Raw genomic sequence first — 19,499 nt, 5'->3', positions numbered from 1 at the left:
GGGGGAAACGCCCGGTCCCATTCCGAACCCGGAAGCTAAGCCCCTCTGCGCCGATGGTACTGCACGGGAGACTGTGTGGGAGAGTAGGTCGCCGCCGGACAACCATTCAACAAGAGCCCACCCCTTTACGGGGGTGGGCTCTTGTCGTACCCGGATACTTTGACGTTGCACGTCGCACGTCGCACGTCGCACGTCGCACGTCGCACGTCGCACGTCTGCAGTCGTCGTGCTGCAGATCCGTCGTTCTTCGTCACGCGAACGGGCCCCGACGGCCCTGCCGGAGCGCCTGGCTGCTGGCCTAGACTGGACCTATGTCCACACTCTCCCGTGACGAGGTCGCGCGCGTCGCAGCGCTCGCGCGTATCGACCTCACCCCCGAAGAACTCGACCGCCTCGCAGGCGAGCTCGTCGTGATCGTCGACGCGATCGCCGAGGTCAGTGCCGTCGCGACCCCCGACGTCCCCGCGACCAGCCACCCGCTGCCGCTCTCCAACGTCTTCCGTGACGACGTCCCCGTCGCCCCGCTCGACGTCGACGAGATCATGGCCAGCGCTCCTGCGAGCGAAGACGGACGATTCCTCGTCCCGCAGATCCTCGGGGAGGACTCATGAGCGACCTGACACGTCAGAGCGCCGCGCAGCTCGCGGCCCACCTCGCCGCCGGGGAGGTCTCGAGCGTCGAGGTCACCCAGGCGCACCTCGACAGGATCGCCGCCGTCGACACCGACGTGCACGCCTTCCTCCACGTCAGCTCCGAGTCGGCTCTTGCCACGGCTCGTGACATCGACACTCGCCGCGCCGCGGGGGAGGACCTGCACCCTCTCGCCGGTGTGCCGATCGCCGTCAAGGACGTCGTGGTCACCAAGGGGCTGCCGACGACGGCCGGTTCCAAGATCCTCGAGGGCTGGATCCCGCCCTACGATGCGACGCTCGTGGAGAAGATCAAGGCAGCCGGGCTGCCCATCCTCGGCAAGACCAACATGGACGAGTTCGCCATGGGGTCCAGCACCGAGCACTCCGCCTACGGCAACACCCGTAACCCCTGGGACCTCGACCGCATCCCCGGTGGCTCCGGCGGTGGCTCGGCAGCTGCCGTCGCTGCCTTCGAGGCCCCTCTCGCGATCGGTACCGACACCGGCGGCTCGATCCGCCAGCCCGGCGCTGTGACCGGGACCGTCGGCGTGAAGCCCACCTACGGTGGCGTCTCCCGCTACGGCCTCATCGCCATGGCCTCGTCGCTCGACCAGGCTGGCCCCGTCACCCGCACGGTCCTCGACTCGGCGCTGCTTCACGAGCTCATCGGTGGGCACGACCCCCGCGACTCGACCTCGCTCAACGAGCCCGTCCCGACCCTCGTCGACGCTGCTCGTCAGGGTGCGCTCGGCGACCTCACCGGCGTGCGTGTCGGAGTTGTCAAAGAGCTCAGCGGTGAGGGTTACCAGGCCGGTGTCTCAGCCCGGTTCGAGGAGTCCCTCGAGCTGCTGAAGTCCGCAGGTGCCGAGGTCGTCGAGGTCTCCTGCCCGCACTTCGTCAACGCGCTCGCCGCGTACTACCTCATCATGCCGGCCGAGGCGTCGAGCAACCTCGCCAAGTTCGACGGCATGCGCTTCGGCCTGCGGGTCGAGCCCACCGAGGGACCGGTCACCGCAGAGCGCGTCATGTCCGCCACCCGTGGAGCGGGCTTCGGCGACGAGGTCAAGCGACGCGTGATCCTCGGGACCTACGCGCTGTCCGCAGGCTACTACGACGCCTACTACGGCTCGGCTCAGAAGGTCCGCACGCTCATCCAGCGGGACTTCGCCGCAGCCTTCGAGAAGGCGGACGTGCTCGTCTCCCCGACGGCCCCGACCACGGCCTTCAAGTTCGGCGAGAAGCTCGACGACCCTCTCGCGATGTACCTCAACGATGTCGCGACCATCCCGGCGAACCTCGCCGGTGTCCCGGGGCTCTCGCTCCCGAACGGTCTGTCGGACGACGGCCTGCCCGTCGGCTTCCAGATCCTCGCCCCGGCCCGCGCCGACGAGCGCCTGTACCGCGTCGGTGCGGCGCTCGAGTCCGCCCTCGAGAACGTCTGGGGCGGTCCGATCCTCGACCAGGCACCTGAACTGGAGATCCGCTGATGAGCCACTCTGCCCACGTCGACCTGGTCGACTACGACGAGGCCGTCGCGCGCTTCGACCCGGTGATCGGCATCGAGGTCCACGTCGAGCTCGGCACGAAGACCAAGATGTTCTGCGCCGCCGAGGTCGAGTTCGGCGGCGCGCCGAACACCCAGACGACCCCCGTGTCGCTCGGTCTGCCCGGAGCGCTCCCTGTCGTCAACGGCAAGGCCGTGGAGTCCGCGATCAAGATCGGCCTCGCGCTGAACTGCTCGATCGCGGAGTCCTGCCGCTTCGCCCGGAAGAACTACTTCTACCCGGACGTGCCGAAGAACTTCCAGACCTCGCAGTACGACGAGCCCATCGCCTTCGACGGGTACCTCGACGTCGAGCTCGACGACGGGTCGATCTTCCGTGTGGAGATCGAGCGCGCGCACATGGAAGAAGACGCGGGCAAGAACACCCACGTCGGTGGCAGCACAGGCCGTATCCACGGAGCCGACCACTCGCTCGTCGACTACAACCGTGCCGGCATCCCCCTCGTGGAGATCGTCACGCGTCCGATCGAGGGCGCCGGAGACCGCGCCCCCGAGGTCGCCCGTGCGTACGTCCAGACGCTGCGCGACATCTTCCGGGCCCTCGACGTCTCCGAGGCTCGCATGGAGCGTGGGAACGTCCGCGCTGACGTGAACCTGTCGCTCCGCGCCACGCCCGAGTCACCTCTCGGCACCCGCACCGAGACCAAGAACGTCAACTCGTTCCGGTCGATCGAGCGTGCGGTCCGCTACGAGGTCTCCCGTCAGGCCGCCGTCCTCGACGCAGGCAAGACGGTGACGCAGGAGACGCGTCACTGGCACGAGGACACCTCGACCACGACGGCCGGGCGCGTGAAGTCCGACGCCGAGGACTACAGGTACTTCCCCGAGCCCGACCTGGTCCCCGTCGAGCCGAGCCGGGAGTGGGTCGAAGAGATCCGCGCGACACTCCCCGAGATGCCGGCCGACCGTCGTCGTCGCCTCCAGGGCGACTGGGGCTTCTCCGACCCGGAGATGCGCGACGTCGTCAACGCCGGTGCCCTCGAGCTCATCGAGACCACCATCGCTGCAGGGTCTAGCCCGGCCGCCGCCCGCAAGTGGTGGATGGGCGAGCTCGCCCGTGCCGCGAAGACCACCGAGGTCGAGCTCGCGGACCTGCCCGTCACCCCGGAGCAGATCGGTCAGCTCCAGTCGCTCGTCGACTCGGGTCGCATCAACGACAAGATGGCCCGTCAGGTCCTCGAAGGCGTCCTCGCCGGCGAAGGTTCCCCGGAAGAGGTCGTCGTGGCCCGCGGTCTGGAGATCGTCTCCGACGACGGCCCGCTGCTCGAGGCGATCGACACGGTCCTGGCCGCACAGCCTGACATCGTCGAGAAGATCCGCTCCGGCAACCTCGGCCCGATCGGTGCTGTCATCGGCGCCGTCATGAAGGCCACCCGTGGCCAGGCTGACGCCGGGCGCGTCCGCGAGCTGGTCGTCGAGCGCATCGGCTGACACGTCGCCGCCGGGAGACCGGCACGACATCTCGAGGATCACGTGCGGGGCGGGTACGGCGGACGTCCGTCGTACCCGCCCCGCACGCATCCAGCTACGGGGCACCGCTTCGCTCGACACCACGACAGACTCACCACACCACCGCACTGTCGCAGGACGGCACGGCGGCACCACAGCTCCACAGCTCCACCGCACTCATGCATCAGCATCGACGCTGATGCCCCGCTGCTCGGCCGACGCCCCGCAGGCGGGACCACCTGACGAGGAGAACCGATGACCCGCGGTCCTGTACTGACCGGTGAGATCGCCCGGCTGCGCCCGATCGAGGCGACCGACGCCGACCGCATGTGGGAGTCCCTCCAGGACCCCGAGGCCATGAGGCTGACGGGGACGACGACCGACTTCGACCGGGAGCAGATCGACGAGTGGGCCAGGACGGTCAGCGACCGCCCGGGCCGCTACGACTGGGCTGTCACCCCCGCCATGACACGTGGCGGCGAGCTGGTGAGCGACGAGATGATCGGTGAGATCGTCCTCAACGACATCGACGAGGAGGTCCGCTGCGCCAACCTGCGACTGGCTCAGCTCCCGGCCTACCGTGGCCGTGGTTACGGGCGCGACGCGATCGACCAGGTGCTGCGCTACGCCTTCGACGGTGACGGGGCGGGGGACGACGGACCGCGTCTGCACAGGGTCCAGCTCGACGTGCTCGCGATCAACCCCCGTGCCCGTGCTCTCTACGAGTCTCTCGGTTTCGTCCTCGAGGGCAGGCAGCGCGACGCAGCCCTCGACGGCGACTCGTACTGCGACGTCTTCCTCATGGCAGTCCTCGAGGACGACTACAGGTCGCGCGACGCCTGACCCGCTCAGGCGTCCTTGAAGCGCGCGTAGGCGTCGAGCGACTCCTTGCGCTCTCGGGAGTGGTCGACCAGCTGGTCAGGGTAGTCCTCGGGCGGGTCGGGGAGCTTCCACGGCTCGTGCACGGCCTTGCCGGGCACGGCGCGCAGCTCGGGGACCCAGCGGCGGACGTAGTCGCCGTCGGGGTCGAACTTCAGTCCCTGCGTCACAGGGTTGAAGATCCGGAAGTACGGCGACGCGTCGAGACCGGTCCCCGCGACCCACTGCCAGTTCAGCTGGTTCTGCGAGCGGTCGGCGTCGAGCAGGTGCTGCATGAAGTGCCGTGCTCCGCGCTGCCACGGGATGTGCAGGTCCTTGACCAGGAACGACCCGACGATCATCCGTACCCGGCCGTGCATCCACCCCTCGGCGAGGAGCTGCCGCATGCCGGCGTCGACCATCGGATAGCCGGTCCGGCCCTCCGTCCACGCCTGGAACCACCTGTCGGCCTGTGACCGCGGGGCCCAGGCGTCGTCGGGCATGACCTCGCGGATCGAGAGTGTCGCGGCCTCGGGGGAGTGGAAGAGGACGTCCGCGTGGAACTCGCGCCACGCGAGCTCGGACCTGAAGCTCGCGGCACCGTCGCCCCTCACCTGCTTGAGGTCGGCGAGCAGGGTGCGGGGGTGGATCTCGCCCCACTTGAGCGGGACGGAGAGCCGGGAGGTGAGGTCGAGGTCAGGGCGGTCGCGGTCGGAGTCGTAGCCGTCGACGTCCTCGAGGAACTCGTGCCACCGCTCGAGCGCTGCTGCCTCGCCCGCCGGGCGCAGCGGCTCGCCGTCGGCCTCGGGCAGCGGCTCGGAGGCCAGGTCTGCCCAGTCGACAGGACCGAGGTCTGCTGCGGGGCCGCGCCAGCCGTGGTCGAGCCACGCTGTGCGGAAGGGGGTGAACACCCTGTAGGGCGTGCCGGTGCGTGTCAGCACGCGTCCTGGGGACACCGCGTAGGCCGAGCCTGTGCGCTGCAGCCGGACACCCGCCTCTGCCAGGTCTGACTCCACCTTCTCGTCGCGTGCCCGGCCGTAGGGCTCGAAGGACTCCGCGACGTGCACGGTCTGGGCGCCGACCTCGTGCGCCACGCTCGGCAGCACGTCGACCGGGTCCCCACGCCGTACGACGAGCCGTCCGCCCATGCTCTCACTGAGGGCGCTCAGGCTGGCGAGCAGGTAGTCGCGGCGCGGCGACCCTGAGGGACCCCACAGCCCGTCGTCGAGGACGAACAGCCCGACCACCTGGGAGTCGTCGGCCTGCGCCTCCTCCCAGGCGCTGTTGAGCGCGGGGTTGTCGGCCAGCCGGAGGTCGCGTCGGAACCAGTGGATCGTGGTCATCGGGCCACCCTAGTGCGGCGTCGGTCGCTCGGCAGGACGGGAGCAGCGCCGGTGCCACGGGACGCCCGAAGGGCCCCGTCGCTGTGGCGACGAGGCCCTTCGAGGTGCCCTGCAGGACTGGGTGCAGCCCGCGGGAGATGTGGTCAGCGGAGCCATCCGTTGTTCTTGACGATGGGGAGGTTGGCCCACCACTTGCCGAGGCCCCAGGTGTCACCAGCCAGCGTGAAGGCGACGACGACCAGGACGAGCGCGTAGATGATGTGGTAGTCCATGAACGGGTTGGTGCCGGCCTCCATGGGCCACTCGGCGACCCACATGAGGAACATGATGAGCGAGCCGGCGACAGCTGCGACGCGGACGCCCATGCCTGCCATCACTGCGACGCCGACGGCGAGCATGCCGAGCATGAAGAGGACGTCGGTCGCGGGGCTGGCGATGCTGGCGAAGAAGTCCTTGAACGGTCCGACGACGGCCGGGCTGTTGAGGAAGCCCTGGCTCGGCTCTCCGCCGTTGATCCAGGCACGGTCGCTCGGGGTCGAGTAACCGAGACCGAAGGTCTTGTCGAGGAAGGCCCAGAGGAAGATGAACCCCGTCGACAGCCGAGCGAGGGCCAGTGCGCGACGCGCCCCGGGCCGGACCACGATGTCGTCCCCCGTGACGACTGCGCTGTGCCCCTGTGTTCGAGTGCTCGTTGTTGCGGTCATTGCTCTCATCCCCTCAGATGAACTGTGAAGCTGTGGTGTGTTCGTAGTTCAATCTTTGACCGCCTGGGGACCGGATCTGTGGGCCGTAGGTCCCCGATATCGGGGGACGTAGGTCCCGTCCGAAGGGTGACCCTCTGACGTGCGCACGGACGGGCGGTCCTACACTCGGGAGCATGACCGAAACGCCACACACCGCCCCCGAGACCGCCGCCGCGGACAGGTCCGCCGCACCAGGTGTCGACATCAAGCCCCGCTCGCGCAAGGTGACAGACGGGATCGAGGCCACCGCGTCGCGCGGCATGCTCCGCGCCGTCGGCATGGGAGACGACGACTGGGTCAAGCCCCAGATCGGCGTCGCCAGCTCGTGGAACGAGATCACGCCCTGCAACCTCTCGCTCGACCGCCTCGCGAAGGCCGTCAAGGGCGGCGTGCACGCCGGTGGTGGCTACCCGCTCGAGTTCGGCACCATCTCCGTCTCGGACGGCATCTCGATGGGCCACGAGGGCATGCACTTCTCGCTGGTCTCGCGCGACATCATCGCCGACTCGGTCGAGACCGTCATGCAGGCCGAGCGCCTCGACGGCTCTGTGCTCCTCGCGGGCTGCGACAAGTCGCTCCCCGGCATGCTCATGGCCGCTGCTCGTCTCGACCTCTCCTCGGTGTTCCTCTACGCCGGCACGATCATGCCGGGCTGGGTCAAGCTCGAGGACGGGACAGAGAAGGACGTCACGCTCATCGACGCCTTCGAGGCTGTCGGCGCCTGCGCCAAGGGGCTCATGAGCAAGGGCGACCTCGACCGCATCGAGCGCGCGATCTGCCCGGGCGAGGGTGCCTGCGGCGGCATGTACACGGCGAACACGATGGCGTCGGTGGCCGAGGCCATGGGCATGTCGCTCCCCGGCTCTGCTGCGCCGCCCTCGGCGGACCGCCGCCGCGACGCCTTCGCGCACAAGTCGGGCGAGGCCGTCGTCGAGCTGCTCCGCAAGGGCATCACCGCGCGTCAGATCATGACGAAGGAGGCCTTCGAGAACGCCATCGCCGTCGTCATGGCCTTCGGCGGCTCGACGAACGCTGTCCTGCACCTGCTGGCGATCGCGCACGAGGCAGAGGTCGAGCTCACGCTCGACGACTTCAGCCGCGTCGCCGCGAAGGTCCCGCACCTCGGAGACCTCAAGCCCTTCGGCCGCTACGTCATGGCCGACGTCGACCGCATCGGCGGCGTCCCCGTCGTCATGAAGGCGCTGCTCGACGCCGGTCTGCTGCACGGCGACTGCCTCACGGTGACCGGCAAGACCGTCGCGGAGAACCTCGCGGACATCGCGCCGCCCGACCCCGACGGCAAGATCCTCCGGGCGCTCAGCAACCCGATCCACAAGACCGGTGGCATCACGATCCTGCACGGTTCGCTCGCCCCTGAGGGCGCGGTCGTGAAGTCCGCAGGCTTCGACTCCGACGTGTTCGAGGGCACCGCCCGCGTCTTCGAGCGCGAGCGTGCGGCGATGGACGCCCTCGAGGACGGGACCATCAAGGCCGGCGACGTCGTCGTCATCCGCTACGAGGGCCCCAAGGGTGGACCGGGCATGCGCGAGATGCTCGCCATCACCGGTGCGATCAAGGGTGCCGGCCTCGGCAAGGACGTCCTGCTGCTCACGGACGGCCGCTTCTCGGGTGGCACCACGGGTTTGTGCGTCGGCCACGTCGCGCCCGAGGCCGTCGACGGCGGACCGATCGCCTACGTGCAGGACGGTGACAGGATCCGTCTGGACGTCGCCAACGCGACGCTCGACGTGCTCGTCGACCCCGAGGTCCTCGAGGCCCGCAAGGAAGGCTGGGAGCCGCTCGCCCCGACCTTCACGCGGGGAGTCCTCGCCAAGTACGCCAAGCTCGTGCACTCCGCCTCGCAGGGCGCCGTCCTGTACTGACGGACGCCGGTGGCGCCACAGAGGTGCTGCTGCGAGACCCAGGGAGGGCGGGACAGGTCCATCAGGACCGGTCCCGCCCTCCCGGCGTGTGCGACCGGCGGTGCCGCGTGCGACGAGCGGCGGCGTGTGCGAAATGCGGTGCCGCGCGCGACCGGCGGTGGTGTCTGCGACCCGGTGCCGGCGCAGGCGAGAGCTCAGGCTCCCGTTGGAGGAGGCTCTGCTGACCGGAGACCCCGCCGACAGGCGGCCGTGCTGGCCGGTGGGTCAGCCCGCAGGCTCGAGCGCGACCTCGAAGGTCGCAGCCTCGAGCGAGCCGCGGCCCTCGACAGTCATCGACTCAGGACGCGCCGCGACGAGCGTCGCACCGTCGACCGACCCGCGCTCGACCGGGAAGGCGAGCCACCCGCGCAGGGTGCTGCCCGAGCCGACCTCGAGGAGAGGCCACAGCGACTCGTCCTCGAGGGCGCGGTTCACGGAGGTCAGCGCGGCCACGGAGTCTCCTGACGACGTCCGGAGCGTGAAGTCGCTCGGGCGCACGGAGAAGCCACGGTCCGGTCCGACCGCGACCGTCACGTCGACGGCAAGGATCACCGGGTCGTCGAGGGGCGCATCGAGCGTCGTCCCCGCCGGGAGGGCCAGGTCCGGCACGTACCCGTGGACCGTGGTCGTCTGCGAGGTGTCGGGGTCGGTGACCGACGCGGACACCGTCACGTGCTCGAGAGTCTCGGGGTCGTCGCCGCATGCGCCGAGCGTCAGCACGAGAGCAAGAGCTGCTGCGGTGCCGAGGGAGCGCCGGGTGCGGGGCTGGACGGCCACGGGGCGGTGCTCCTCTCGTGCGCCCGGCAGGTCCCGGGAGTCTCGTGCTGGTGGTGGAAGGCGTTGTGGTGTCCCACTCTAGGTGCGACAGTGGCTGTCATGGCTGATCTGACGACCGGTGAGATCGAGGACGCGCTCGCCGGGACCCCCTGGCGCGTCGTCCTCGGACGGCTCCGCGCGCACTTCCGCACCCCCGACTTCGTCTCGGCGCTCGCCTTCGTGCAGCGCGTCGCGGAGGAGGCCGAGCTGGCCGGGCACCATCCCGACGTCGAGCTGCAGCACGGCTACGTCGCGCTCTCTCTGGTCAGCCATGACGTGGCGCGACTGACCGACCGCGACGTCCTGCTGGCGCGGCGTGTGGCCCAGGTCGCCGTCGAGCTCGGCGTCGAGCAGGCGCCGGGCGCACCACAGGCTGTCGAGATCGCCGTCGACACGACCGACGACTCCCGCATCCGTCCCTTCTGGGCCGCGGTCCTCGGGTACGACGCGGCACGGGACGACGAGGACGCGCTCGCCGACCCGCACGGGCTGGGCCCTCAGGTCTGGTTCCAGGAGGCTGACGCAGCGCGCCCGGGACGGGGGAGGCTCCACGTCGACGTCTCGGTCGCGGCCGACGAGGGGCCCGGCCGGGTCGACGCTGCTCTCGCCGCCGGTGGCACCCTCGTGTCGGACGAGCACGCACCGAGCTGGTGGGTGCTCGCCGACGCTGACGGCAACGAGGTCTGCGTGTCGACGGCGGCCGGACGGGACTGAGGAGCGGGCTCTCGGGCGTCCGCGCTGGGGTGCTCCGACGCACGTCGACCGGTCGGCGAGGACGTGCGCAGGCTGGCAGGACGACGCGGGCCAGCGGCTTGTAGCCGAGCGACGAGGCCCTCCCGGATGAACACTCGCGTCTCACCAGGCGAGACGATTGGGGGGCCGCATGACATCACCGCAGGGGAGGCGTACTCTGCTTCGTATGCAGACGAACATCCTCGTAGTACTTACCGAGCGCGCCGGCTGAGGCCCAGCACTTCGGTTTCGTCAGCGCGCTCACCCCTCGAAGGCCCCTACCCGGGAACGAGGGGTTTTTTCATGTCACGACCTGCGACCAGAGGATCTTCGCCCACCCGGCAGCGGACCTCAGGTCGCACAGGCAGGACCACGCACCAGCGTCGGTGCCTGTCAGCACGACCGGCGAGCCCGACCAGCGCTCCCAGCACTCGCCAGCACTGACCAGTAAGCACTCCCGCACACGTCGTTCAGCACCCAGGAGAACCCGATGGTCCAGGGCCCCACACCCGCACCGCCTCGCGGCGGAGCGCCGGCGGGCGCGGCACCCGCCGCGACGCCGACCGCACCGAAGCCTGCCCCCGGCGACGCCGTCCGCCGGCCGCGCACCGACGTCTCGACGGCCGAGATCACCGGCGCCGAGTCGATCGTCCGCTCGCTCGAGGCCGCTGGCGTCGAGACGGTCTTCGGCATCCCGGGCGGAGCGATCCTCCCGACCTACGACCCGCTCATGGACTCGAAGAAGATCCGGCACATCCTCGTGCGGCACGAGCAGGGTGGCGGTCACGCAGCCTCGGGCTACGCCCACGCCACGGGCCGTGTCGGGGTGACGATGGCGACCTCGGGCCCCGGTGCGACGAACCTCGTGACGCCGATCGCCGACGCCAACATGGACTCGATCCCCATGGTCGCGATCACCGGCCAGGTGGGTGCCTCGCTCATCGGGACCGACGCGTTCCAGGAGGCCGACATCGTCGGCATCACCTTCCCGGTGACCAAGCACAGCTTCCTGGTGACCGACCCCGACGACATCCCGCGGACGATCGCCGAGGCCTTCCACATCGCCTCGACCGGGCGCCCGGGACCCGTGCTCGTCGACATCGCGAAGTCGGCGATGCAGGCGTCCACGACGTTCAACTGGCCGAGCGAGCTCAACCTGCCGGGGTACCACCCGGTGACGAAGCCGCACAGCAAGCAGATCCGTGAGGCCGCCCGCCTGCTCGCCTCGGCGCGTCGGCCTGTCCTCTACGTCGGCGGCGGTGCGATCCGTTCCGGCGCTGCGGCCGAGCTGCGCAAGCTCGTCGACCTCTCCGGCGCCGCTGCAGTCACGACGCTCATGGCTCGTGGCGCGCTGCCCGACTCGCACCCGCAGAACCTCGGCATGCCGGGGATGCACGGGACGGTCCCGGCTGTGTCCGCGCTGCAGAAGGCCGACCTGGTCTTCGCCCTCGGTGCCCGCTTCGACGACCGCGTCACCGGCAAGCTCTCGAGCTTCGCCCCGCACGCGACGATCATCCACGCGGACATCGACCCGGCCGAGATCGGCAAGAACCGTGCCGCGGACGTGCCGATCGTCGGAGACCTCAAAGAGGTCATCGCCGACCTGCTGCCCGAGCTCGCCCGCGAGCAGGAGACGCACGGCAAGCCGGACCTCGAGGCCTGGTGGCGTCAGATCGACAGCTGGCGCGAGACCTACCCGCTCGGCTTCACGGAGCCCGACGACGGTCACCTCGCCCCGCAGCACGTGATCAGCCGCCTCGGTGAGATCTCGGGCCCGGACAGCATCTACGTCTCGGGCGTGGGCCAGCACCAGATGTGGGCCTCGCAGTTCATCCGCTACGAGCGGCCGAACACGTGGCTCAACTCGGGCGGCCTGGGCACCATGGGCTACTCGATCCCGGCCGCGATGGGCGCCAAGGTCGGCCAGCCCGACCGCACCGTGTGGGCGATCGACGGCGACGGCTGCTTCCAGATGACCAACCAGGAGCTCGCGACCTGCTCGATCAACGACATCCCCATCAAGGTGGCGCTGATCAACAACTCCTCGCTCGGCATGGTCCGCCAGTGGCAGACGCTGTTCTACGAGTCCAGGTACTCCAACACCGACCTGCACACCGGGCACGGCACGCGGCACATCCCGGACTTCGTCAAGCTCGCCGACGCCTACGGCTGCGTGGGCATCCGCGTGGAGCACGCGAACGAGGTCGACGCGGCCATCAAGCGCGCGGAGCAGATCAACGACCAGCCTGTCGTCATCGACTTCCACGTGTCGCGCGACGCCATGGTGTGGCCGATGGTCGCCGCCGGCGTGAGCAACGACGACATCCAGTACGCACGCGGCATCTCGCCCGCGTGGGACCGCGAAGACTGACCGGGAGCCCAGACCATGACTCGTCACACCCTCTCGGTCCTCGTCGAGAACAAGCCCGCCGTGCTCGCACGCGTCGCCGGCCTGTTTGCACGCAGGGCCTTCAACATCCACTCTCTCGCCGTCGGACCGACGGAGCACGAAGAGCTCTCGCGGGTGACCGTCGTCGTCGACGTCGACGACCTCCCGCTGGAACAGGTGACCAAGCAGCTGAACAAGCTGGTCAACGTCATCAAGATCGTCGAGCTGGACCCGGCAGCGGCGGTACAGCGCGAGCTCATGCTCGTGAAGGTGAGAGCAGACCTCAGCACGCGCACCCACGTGCTCGAGGTCGTGCAGCTCTTCCGCGCCCACGTCGTCGACGTCGTCCCTGACGCCGTGACGATCGAGGCGACCGGTAACCCGGACAAGCTCTCGGCACTCCTCGGGGCTCTCGAGCCCTTCGGCATCCGCGAGATCGTCAAGTCGGGGACCGTCGGGATCGGGCGCGGATCGCGCTCGATCACCGACCGGGCACTCGAGCGCGTCCCGCGCTCGGCCTGACACACTTCATGCACGACCTACGACACACACGTCTAACCAAGGAGATCTACGGTGGCTGAGCTGTTCTACGACGACGACGCTGATCTGTCCATCATTGCTGGCCGCAAGGTTGCCGTCATCGGCTACGGGAGCCAGGGCCACGCCCACGCGCTCAACCTGCGCGACTCCGGCGTCGACGTCACCGTCGGCCTGCGCGAGGGCTCTGCGTCCCGCAAGAAGGCCGAGGACGAGGGCCTGCGCGTCCTGACCGTCGCGGAGGCCGTCAAGGGCGCCGACGTCGTCGTCATCCTCGCGCCGGACCAGGTCCAGCGTCACGTGTACACCGAGGAGATCGCCCCGAACCTCACCGAGGGTGCTGCTCTCGTCTTCGGGCACGGCTTCAACATCCGCTTCGGCTACATCAAGCCCGAGGCCGGCCACGACATCGTCATGGTCGCCCCCAAGGGCCCGGGGCACCTCGTGCGCCGCGAGTACCTCGACGGCCGCGGCGTGCCCGTGATCGTCGCTGTCGAGCAGGACGCGTCCGGTTCGGCGTGGGAGCTCGCGCTCTCCTACGGCAAGGCGATCGGTGGCCTGCGCGCCGCCGGCATCAAGACCACCTTCACCGAGGAGACCGAGACCGACCTCTTCGGCGAGCAGGCTGTCCTCTGCGGCGGTGCGTCGCAGCTCGTCCAGTACGGTTTCGAGGTGCTCACCGAGGCTGGCTACCAGCCCGAGGTCGCGTACTTCGAGGTGCTGCACGAGCTCAAGCTCATCGTCGACCTCATGTGGGAGGGCGGGATCGCCAAGCAGCGCTGGTCCGTCTCCGACACCGCTGAGTACGGCGACTACGTCTCCGGCCCGCGCGTCATCACCCCCGAGGTGAAGGAGAACATGAAGGCTGTCCTCGCGGACATCCAGAACGGTGCCTTCGCCGAGCGCTTCATCGCCGACCAGGACAACGGTGCCCCCGAGTTCAAGGAGCTCCGTGCCAAGGGCGAGGCGCACCCGATCGAGGCCACCGGCCGCGAGCTGCGCAAGCTCTTCGCGTGGGTCAAGCCATCGGACACCGACTACGTCGAGGGAAGCGCCGGGCGCTGACGCAGCGCGGAGTGACGGAGGAGCTCCGGGCGGAGTCGAAGCCCGGGGCTTCCCGATGAGTAGGTATCGGGGTTCAGCAGGACGCTGATCCTCGTCTTTCCCCTGGTCGGGCCCGTCTGCGCTTTTGCAGGCGGGCCCGACCTGCTTCACTGGGGTCATGCCTCTCCACGGAACGTACGAGCCCAGCACCGACGACTTCTCGCGCGAGCAGGTCGAGCTCATCGAGCGCACGAACGGTGCTGAGGGCACCACGATGCGAGGCATGCCTGTCATCGTGCTCGTCTCGCGCGGTGCGAAGTCCGGCAAGATCCGCAAGATCCCCCTCATGCGCGTCGAGCACGACGGGCAGTACGCGGTGGTCGCCTCCCTCGGTGGCGCCCCGAAGCACCCGACCTGGTACTACAACCTGGTCGCCCACCCCCACGTCGAGCTCCGCGACGGCGCCGTGGTGCGCGACTACCTGGCGCGTGAGCTCGAGGGCGCGGAACGCGAGACCTGGTGGGCCCGCTCTGTCGAGGCCTATCCCGACTACGCGGACTACGCGATCAAGACGTCACGGCTGATCCCGGTGTTCGTCCTCGAGCCCGTGGACCCCGAGGTTGCGGAGCAGCACGACAGCGCTGCGGCTGCGGGTGCAGGGACCCACGCAGGGACCGCGGCTGTCGCAGGTTCCGACGCAGGCATGGTCGCCGGCGCAGCAGACGCTGGGCTCCCGTACGAGGAGACCGAGCAGGAGCTCGAGCGGATCGAGAAGGCCACCGAGCTCGACGACGAGATCGCCGAGTTCTGGGAGAACGCGCGTGTGCAGGCCGGGCTCGGGCGCATCGCAGTCGTGGGCGGGTTGACGGTCGCCGAGAACGTCGCTCCGGTCGCCTGGTCCTTCGGCGACAACCCTGAGCAGGCGGACAGGCTCCTCGGGCTCGTCCTCGACGGCACGAAGACCGCGACGTCCTCGGCCCTGTCGGAGTACGACGGCGACGACGCGCCGCTGCCTCGCGAGGGCGACCTGTCGATCGTGGTCGACGGAGCGGGGCACCCGAAGGCACTCATCCGGACGACCGACGTCGCCGTGGTGCCCTTCGGTGAGGTGAGCGACGACTTCGCGGCCGCCGAGGGAGAGGGCGACCGGAGCCTCGAGGGGTGGCGGACGGACCACACCGAGTTCTTCACCCGGGTGCTGGGGCTCGTCACGGTCCCCGAGGACTTCATGGTGGTCACCGAGCGTTTCGAGCTGCTCTACCCGCGCTGACGCGGCCGAGAGCCGCACCGCACCACCCCGCGTCGTCCGGACGCGCAGAGGGGCCGACGTCCGCGAGGACCTCGGCCCCTCTGTCGTGCTGCTGCTCCGCAGGCTGAGCGCGAGGGCGAGGCCGTCACCGCACGTGAGCTGCGCAGGTCCGGCTACGCGGGAGCGTCGGACGGGACGTAGGGGATGCCGAGGGCTGTCGCCGCGTCTTCGAGCTCGCTCTCGAAGTAGGGCGTGACGTCGTCGAACATGAAGGCCAGCTGTCCGGAGACCTCCATGCCGATCACGCCGTAGAGCCGGACCCAGGTGCGGGTGAACACGAAGAGCGCTGCGGGCGGGGGAGCGTGGTCTCCCGCGGCGACCAGGTCGAAGGACTCTTCGACGAAGTCGCGGATCGTGCCGCAGGTCGCTGCTGACGTGGCGGTGAGCTCGGGGACCTCGAAGGGCTGCGTCCCCCACAGGCGCAGGTAGAGGTCGAAGAACACCGCTGCGAAGCGCGCGGTGCTGCTGGCCTCTCCAGGGTTCTCCGCGCCGTGGCGGAACATGAGGGCGAACTCGTTGCGGTGCCCGACGGCCCAGGCGCGGAAGGTGCGGATCGCGGCGTGCATGGCACGCCCTCCGTCGTCCCCGGCTGCGACGACCGCCGCCGAGAGGGCCTCGGTGATCTCTTCGAAGAAGTCTTCGCACATGGACGCCACGAGGTCGTCGAGGCTCGGGAAGTACCTGTAGAGCGCTGGCGCCGTCATCCCCATGTCGCGGGCGATGCCGCGCAGCGTGACCTCCTGGACGCCGTCCTGCGCGAGCTGCTGGCGGGCGACCGACTTGATCTCGAGCTCGGTCGCCATCCGCTGCATCTCGCGGCGGGTCGTCTGTGCCGTCACGCTCTCGTCCTCCTTGGGCACACCGCGCACGGGTGCGCCGCCTTGACAGATGTAAACACCAGATGTTCTAGTGAACGCCGTTAGCAAACAGTGTTCACTGAAGTGATCGGCTGTCACATCTTACGTCAGGGAGTCCACCGTGTTCTCAGCCCTCGGGTCCTTCGTCTACAGACGCAGAGGTCTGGTCCTGCTGCTCGCGGGGCTCCTCACCGTGATCGCCGCCGTCCTGGGTCCGGCCGTCACCGAGTCCGTCAAGAGCGGTGGTTTTGCCGACCCGGGGTCGGAGAGCGCCGCCGCCGACGCCCTGCTCGAGGAGACCTTCGGACGGAGCGCGGCCGACGTCGTGGTGGTCTACGGGTCGGAGACCGTCTTGACCGAGGACCCAGTCTTCGCCCAGACCGTCGCCACAGCTCTCGGCGGGCTCCCGGACGGCATTGCGCTGTCAGTGCTCACGCCGTGGACTGACGGCCTCCCGGCCGACGTCGCGACCAGCCTGCTCGGCAGCGACGGCCACAGCGCCCTCGCCGTGATCACGCTGTCCGGCACCACCGAGGAGGCGCGCCAGGCGCAGGTCGACGGCATCGAGGGCGCTCTCGCGGCACCCGCCGGGTGGACCACCGAGGTGGGCGGCTCCGTCGTCGTCATGACCGAGATGCAGCACCTCTCCGAGTCCGACATCGTCCGGGCCGAGGTCTTCGCCATGCCCGTGCTGATCATCTTGCTGCTGGTGATCTTCGGTGGCCTCGTGGCCGCGCTGCTGCCCGTGACCATCGGGGTGGTGGCCATCCTCGGAGCCCTCGGCCTCCTGCGGGCGCTCACGACCGTCACCGATGTCTCGTCCTTCGCGGTCAACGTCACGACGATCCTCGGGCTCGGTCTCGCGATCGACTATTCGTTGTTCATCGTCAGCCGCTTCCGCGAAGAGCTCGCACGGACCGACGACGTCGAGCGGGCTGTCCGTACGACGGTCTCGACTGCCGGTCGCACGGTCGTGTTCTCCGGGGTGACCGTGCTCATCGCCTTCGCAGGTCTGCTGTTCTTCCCGCAGATGTTCCTGCGGTCCATGGGCCTCGGCGGTATGGCCGTGGTGCTCCTCGACATGCTGCTCGCCGTGACGCTGCTGCCGGCCCTGCTCGCGGTCCTCGGGCGCCGGGTCGACGCGGGTCGGCTGCCCCGCAGCCTCACCGCACGCCTCGCGGGTCTGCGTGGGGGACGGGGACGGGTGCGTGACGGTGCCCGCGGGTGGGCTCGCGTGGCAGCTTTCGTGCTGCGGTTCCCCGGGGCTGTCGCCGCAGCGTCGGTCGCTCTCCTCCTGGTGCTCGCCCTCCCGGTCTTCGGCCTGCAGGTCGCCGACGGCGACGCCCGCGAGCTGCCCACGGCCTCGGGGCCACGTCAGGCGACCGAGCGGGTCGCCGAGCTGTTCCCCGGTCAGTCGGGGACTGTCGTCGAGGTGGCGGTGCGCAGCACCGCTGGGCCGCTCGATCCGGGGGAGGCCGGGCTGTACCTCGCGGAGATCGGGGCTCTCGACGGTGTGCTCGGCGCCGAGGTCGTCGCGCAGGCCGGCTCGGTGACGCACGTGTCCGTCGCGACCGACCTGCTCACCGACTCGTCCGGTGCCCGCACGCTCGTCTCCGAGATCCGCGACGTCGACGCCCCGACCGAGACCGAGGTGCTCGTCGGCGGCGCCGCCGCCACGAGCGCCGACTCGATCCGGGCGATCGTCTCGACAGCCCCGTGGACCGCGTTGTTCATCGCCGGCGTGACGCTGGTCCTCTTGTTCCTCGCCCTCGGCTCTGTGGTCGCGCCGGTCAAGGCCGTGCTGCTCAACGGGCTCTCCCTCGCGGCGACCTTCGGTGTGCTCACCTGGGCCTTCGTCGACGGGCACCTCGCCGGCGTCGCGGGCTTCACCGCCGCTGGGGCCGTCGCCCCGGGCAACCTCGTGCTCGTCGCGGTCGTCGCCTTCGGCCTCGCGATGGACTACGAGCTCTTCCTGCTCAGCCGCATCCGCGAGGCGCACCTCGCCGGTGTCGGGACCCGCGAGGCGATCACGACGGGCCTCGTCCGCTCCGGCAGCACCATTACGAGTGCGGCCCTGCTGCTCGTCGTCGTGCTCGCCGCGATGGCCACGAGCGGTGTCACCTTCCTCAAGGTCGTCGGCCTCGGGCTGGCCTTCGCGGTCGCCCTCGACGCGACGGTCGTCCGGGCGCTGCTCGTCCCGGCCACGCTCGCCCTCCTCGGGCGCGCCACCTGGTGGCTGCCCGGCCCGCTGCGCAGGGTCCACGACCGCTTCGGCGTGAGCGAGGGGGAGGTCGAGGACGGTGAGGCCGTGCCGGAGCGCGGCGGTCCCGAGACTGGAGCGGTTCACCCGCCCGAGCTGGTTCGCGCGGTCGGAGCGTCCCGCTAGGGTGCCGCCATGACACACGAGACCGCCCGACCGTCTGGCGCCGCAGCCCTGCGGCGCCGGTGGGACGAGAACCGCGTCGCCGAGGTCCGAGACCAGCTGGTGCAGCAGGCGAAGATCGCGCGTGGTCCGCACCGGGTGGTCTCGCCGTGGGGGGCTCCGGACGTCGTGCCCGTCGACCTCCGGGGCTTCCCGGCTGGCAAGGGCGGCCTCGCCGTCCACTACCTGACGCTCGAGGCGCTCGACCTCTCGCACATGAAGGGCCGGCTGCACGTCTACCAGTCCGAGCTCGTGGCGTGCACGCTCGACGGTGCCACCCTCGCGGTGGGAAGCATCCTCGGACGCCGGCTCGAGCGGTGCAGCCTCGTCGCGGCTCGGATGCCGAAGGTCAGGCTCGCCGGGACCTTCGTCGACTGCGACTTCGGCGGGGCGTCGCTCCGAGGGGCCACGCTCGGGGAGAACGCGACCTTCGAGCGGTGCTCCTTCGACGCGACGGACCTCTCCGACGCGCGGTTCGTCGGCGGGCGGTTCGTCGACTGCACCTTCGGGACGGCCGTCGTCTCGCCGCTCACGTCCTTCGAGCGGTGCGAGCTCCGGGGAGGCGGGCCTCCTGTCGGGGCGCTCCGGCTGGAGCGGTGCACCGTCGACGGCGAGCGCATCGCGGACCGCTGGGACGGGCGGGCCGGCGCCGAGGAGATCGAGGACCGGTACCTCGCCGACTACGTGGAGGCGGTCGTGGCAGGTCGGGCAGAGGGCGTCCCGCTGGAGCCCGAGTCTCCCCGGCGGTCGACCGGCCGGGGCGGCTCCGGCGGCCGCTAGCCCTGGCTGTCGACTCCCAGGACGACCTCGAACTCCAGCAGGCTCGCTCCGGAGGCCACCGAGGCGGGGCGGGCGGCGGGGGCGCCGTCAGCACCGGCTGGG

General features: G+C 70.0%; 16 protein-coding genes and 1 rRNA gene. 13 read left to right on the top strand and 4 right to left on the bottom strand.

Translation table 11 applies throughout. From position 1 onward, the window contains the following. The 5 genes from rrf to HZZ10_RS17280 form a co-directional block, all read left to right on the top strand. Positions 1-100: ribosomal RNA gene (rrf, locus tag HZZ10_RS17300) — 5S ribosomal RNA — on the top strand; the annotation flags it as partial. Between the two features lie 211 nt (positions 101-311). Beyond that, complete coding sequence (gene gatC, locus HZZ10_RS17295; protein WP_056130937.1) at positions 312-611, top strand: Asp-tRNA(Asn)/Glu-tRNA(Gln) amidotransferase subunit GatC; 300 nt, start codon at positions 312-314, stop codon at positions 609-611. Continuing rightward, on the top strand, positions 608-2,119 hold the full coding sequence (gatA, locus tag HZZ10_RS17290) for an Asp-tRNA(Asn)/Glu-tRNA(Gln) amidotransferase subunit GatA (protein WP_179914472.1): 1,512 nt from the start codon (positions 608-610) through the stop codon (positions 2,117-2,119). Before gatC ends, gatA begins: the two co-directional genes overlap by 4 nt. After that, a complete protein-coding gene (gatB, locus tag HZZ10_RS17285) occupies positions 2,119-3,627 on the top strand; it encodes an Asp-tRNA(Asn)/Glu-tRNA(Gln) amidotransferase subunit GatB (protein WP_179914471.1) in 1,509 nt (502 codons plus the stop codon). Before gatA ends, gatB begins: the two co-directional genes overlap by 1 nt. Before the next feature lie 273 nt (positions 3,628-3,900). Next, the gene (locus HZZ10_RS17280) at positions 3,901-4,488 is read left to right on the top strand and encodes a GNAT family N-acetyltransferase (protein WP_179914470.1); all 588 of its coding nucleotides are present in this window, start codon (positions 3,901-3,903) and stop codon (positions 4,486-4,488) included. Positions 4,489-4,493: 5 nt separating this feature from the next. On the opposite strand, the gene HZZ10_RS17275 is transcribed toward HZZ10_RS17280, so the two are convergent. Continuing rightward, the gene (locus tag HZZ10_RS17275; protein ID WP_179914469.1) at positions 4,494-5,846 is read right to left on the bottom strand and encodes a cryptochrome/photolyase family protein; all 1,353 of its coding nucleotides are present in this window, start codon (positions 5,844-5,846) and stop codon (positions 4,494-4,496) included. Between the two features lie 143 nt (positions 5,847-5,989). Beyond that, entirely contained in the window at positions 5,990-6,550 is a 561-nt protein-coding gene (locus HZZ10_RS17270; RefSeq protein WP_179914468.1) for a DoxX family protein, read from the bottom strand. Positions 6,551-6,723: 173 nt separating this feature from the next. Between HZZ10_RS17270 and ilvD the strand changes: the two genes are divergently transcribed. Continuing rightward, positions 6,724-8,472 carry a dihydroxy-acid dehydratase gene (gene ilvD, locus HZZ10_RS17265; RefSeq protein ID WP_056130956.1) on the top strand — a complete coding sequence of 583 codons (1,749 nt, stop codon included), beginning with the start codon at positions 6,724-6,726 and terminating at the stop codon, positions 8,470-8,472. Between the two features lie 264 nt (positions 8,473-8,736). Here ilvD and HZZ10_RS17260 read toward each other — a convergent pair whose 3' ends face one another. Beyond that, a complete protein-coding gene (locus HZZ10_RS17260; RefSeq protein WP_179914467.1) occupies positions 8,737-9,288 on the bottom strand; it encodes a DUF4352 domain-containing protein in 552 nt (183 codons plus the stop codon). Positions 9,289-9,387: 99 nt separating this feature from the next. On the opposite strand from HZZ10_RS17260, the gene HZZ10_RS17255 reads away from it, so the two are divergent. The 5 genes from HZZ10_RS17255 to HZZ10_RS19930 all read left to right on the top strand — a co-directional run bounded on the left by HZZ10_RS17255 (position 9,388) and on the right by HZZ10_RS19930 (position 15,299). Then, positions 9,388-10,041: a 4a-hydroxytetrahydrobiopterin dehydratase gene (locus HZZ10_RS17255; protein WP_179914466.1), complete on the top strand. Its 654-nt coding sequence runs from the start codon at positions 9,388-9,390 to the stop codon at positions 10,039-10,041. Positions 10,042-10,549: 508 nt separating this feature from the next. After that, positions 10,550-12,430 carry an acetolactate synthase large subunit gene (locus HZZ10_RS17250; protein ID WP_179914465.1) on the top strand — a complete coding sequence of 627 codons (1,881 nt, stop codon included), beginning with the start codon at positions 10,550-10,552 and terminating at the stop codon, positions 12,428-12,430. A gap of 15 nt (positions 12,431-12,445) precedes the next feature. After that, positions 12,446-12,970, top strand: a complete 525-nt coding sequence (gene ilvN, locus HZZ10_RS17245; RefSeq protein ID WP_012866084.1) for an acetolactate synthase small subunit — start codon at positions 12,446-12,448, stop codon at positions 12,968-12,970. A 51-nt stretch (positions 12,971-13,021) separates the two neighbouring features. Next, a complete protein-coding gene (ilvC, locus tag HZZ10_RS17240; protein WP_056130969.1) occupies positions 13,022-14,050 on the top strand; it encodes a ketol-acid reductoisomerase in 1,029 nt (342 codons plus the stop codon). 157 nt (positions 14,051-14,207) lie between these two features. Further along, positions 14,208-15,299, top strand: coding sequence for a nitroreductase/quinone reductase family protein (locus HZZ10_RS19930; protein WP_179914464.1), 1,092 nt, complete (start codon positions 14,208-14,210; stop codon positions 15,297-15,299). Between the two features lie 152 nt (positions 15,300-15,451). Here HZZ10_RS19930 and HZZ10_RS17230 read toward each other — a convergent pair whose 3' ends face one another. Beyond that, the gene (locus HZZ10_RS17230; RefSeq protein WP_179914463.1) at positions 15,452-16,177 is read right to left on the bottom strand and encodes a TetR/AcrR family transcriptional regulator; all 726 of its coding nucleotides are present in this window, start codon (positions 16,175-16,177) and stop codon (positions 15,452-15,454) included. Between the two features lie 139 nt (positions 16,178-16,316). On the opposite strand from HZZ10_RS17230, the gene HZZ10_RS17225 reads away from it, so the two are divergent. Both HZZ10_RS17225 and HZZ10_RS17220 read left to right on the top strand, forming a co-directional pair. Next, on the top strand, positions 16,317-18,581 hold the full coding sequence (locus HZZ10_RS17225) for an MMPL family transporter (RefSeq protein WP_179914462.1): 2,265 nt from the start codon (positions 16,317-16,319) through the stop codon (positions 18,579-18,581). Between the two features lie 9 nt (positions 18,582-18,590). Next, positions 18,591-19,397, top strand: coding sequence for a pentapeptide repeat-containing protein (locus HZZ10_RS17220; RefSeq protein WP_179914461.1), 807 nt, complete (start codon positions 18,591-18,593; stop codon positions 19,395-19,397). The last annotated feature ends 102 nt before the right edge of the window (positions 19,398-19,499 follow it).

Origin of the sequence: Sanguibacter inulinus, from assembly GCF_013415325.1 — a bacterium.
Lineage (GTDB): Bacteria > Actinomycetota > Actinomycetes > Actinomycetales > Cellulomonadaceae > Sanguibacter > Sanguibacter inulinus.
This window is presented reverse-complemented; position numbering and strand designations above follow the sequence as displayed.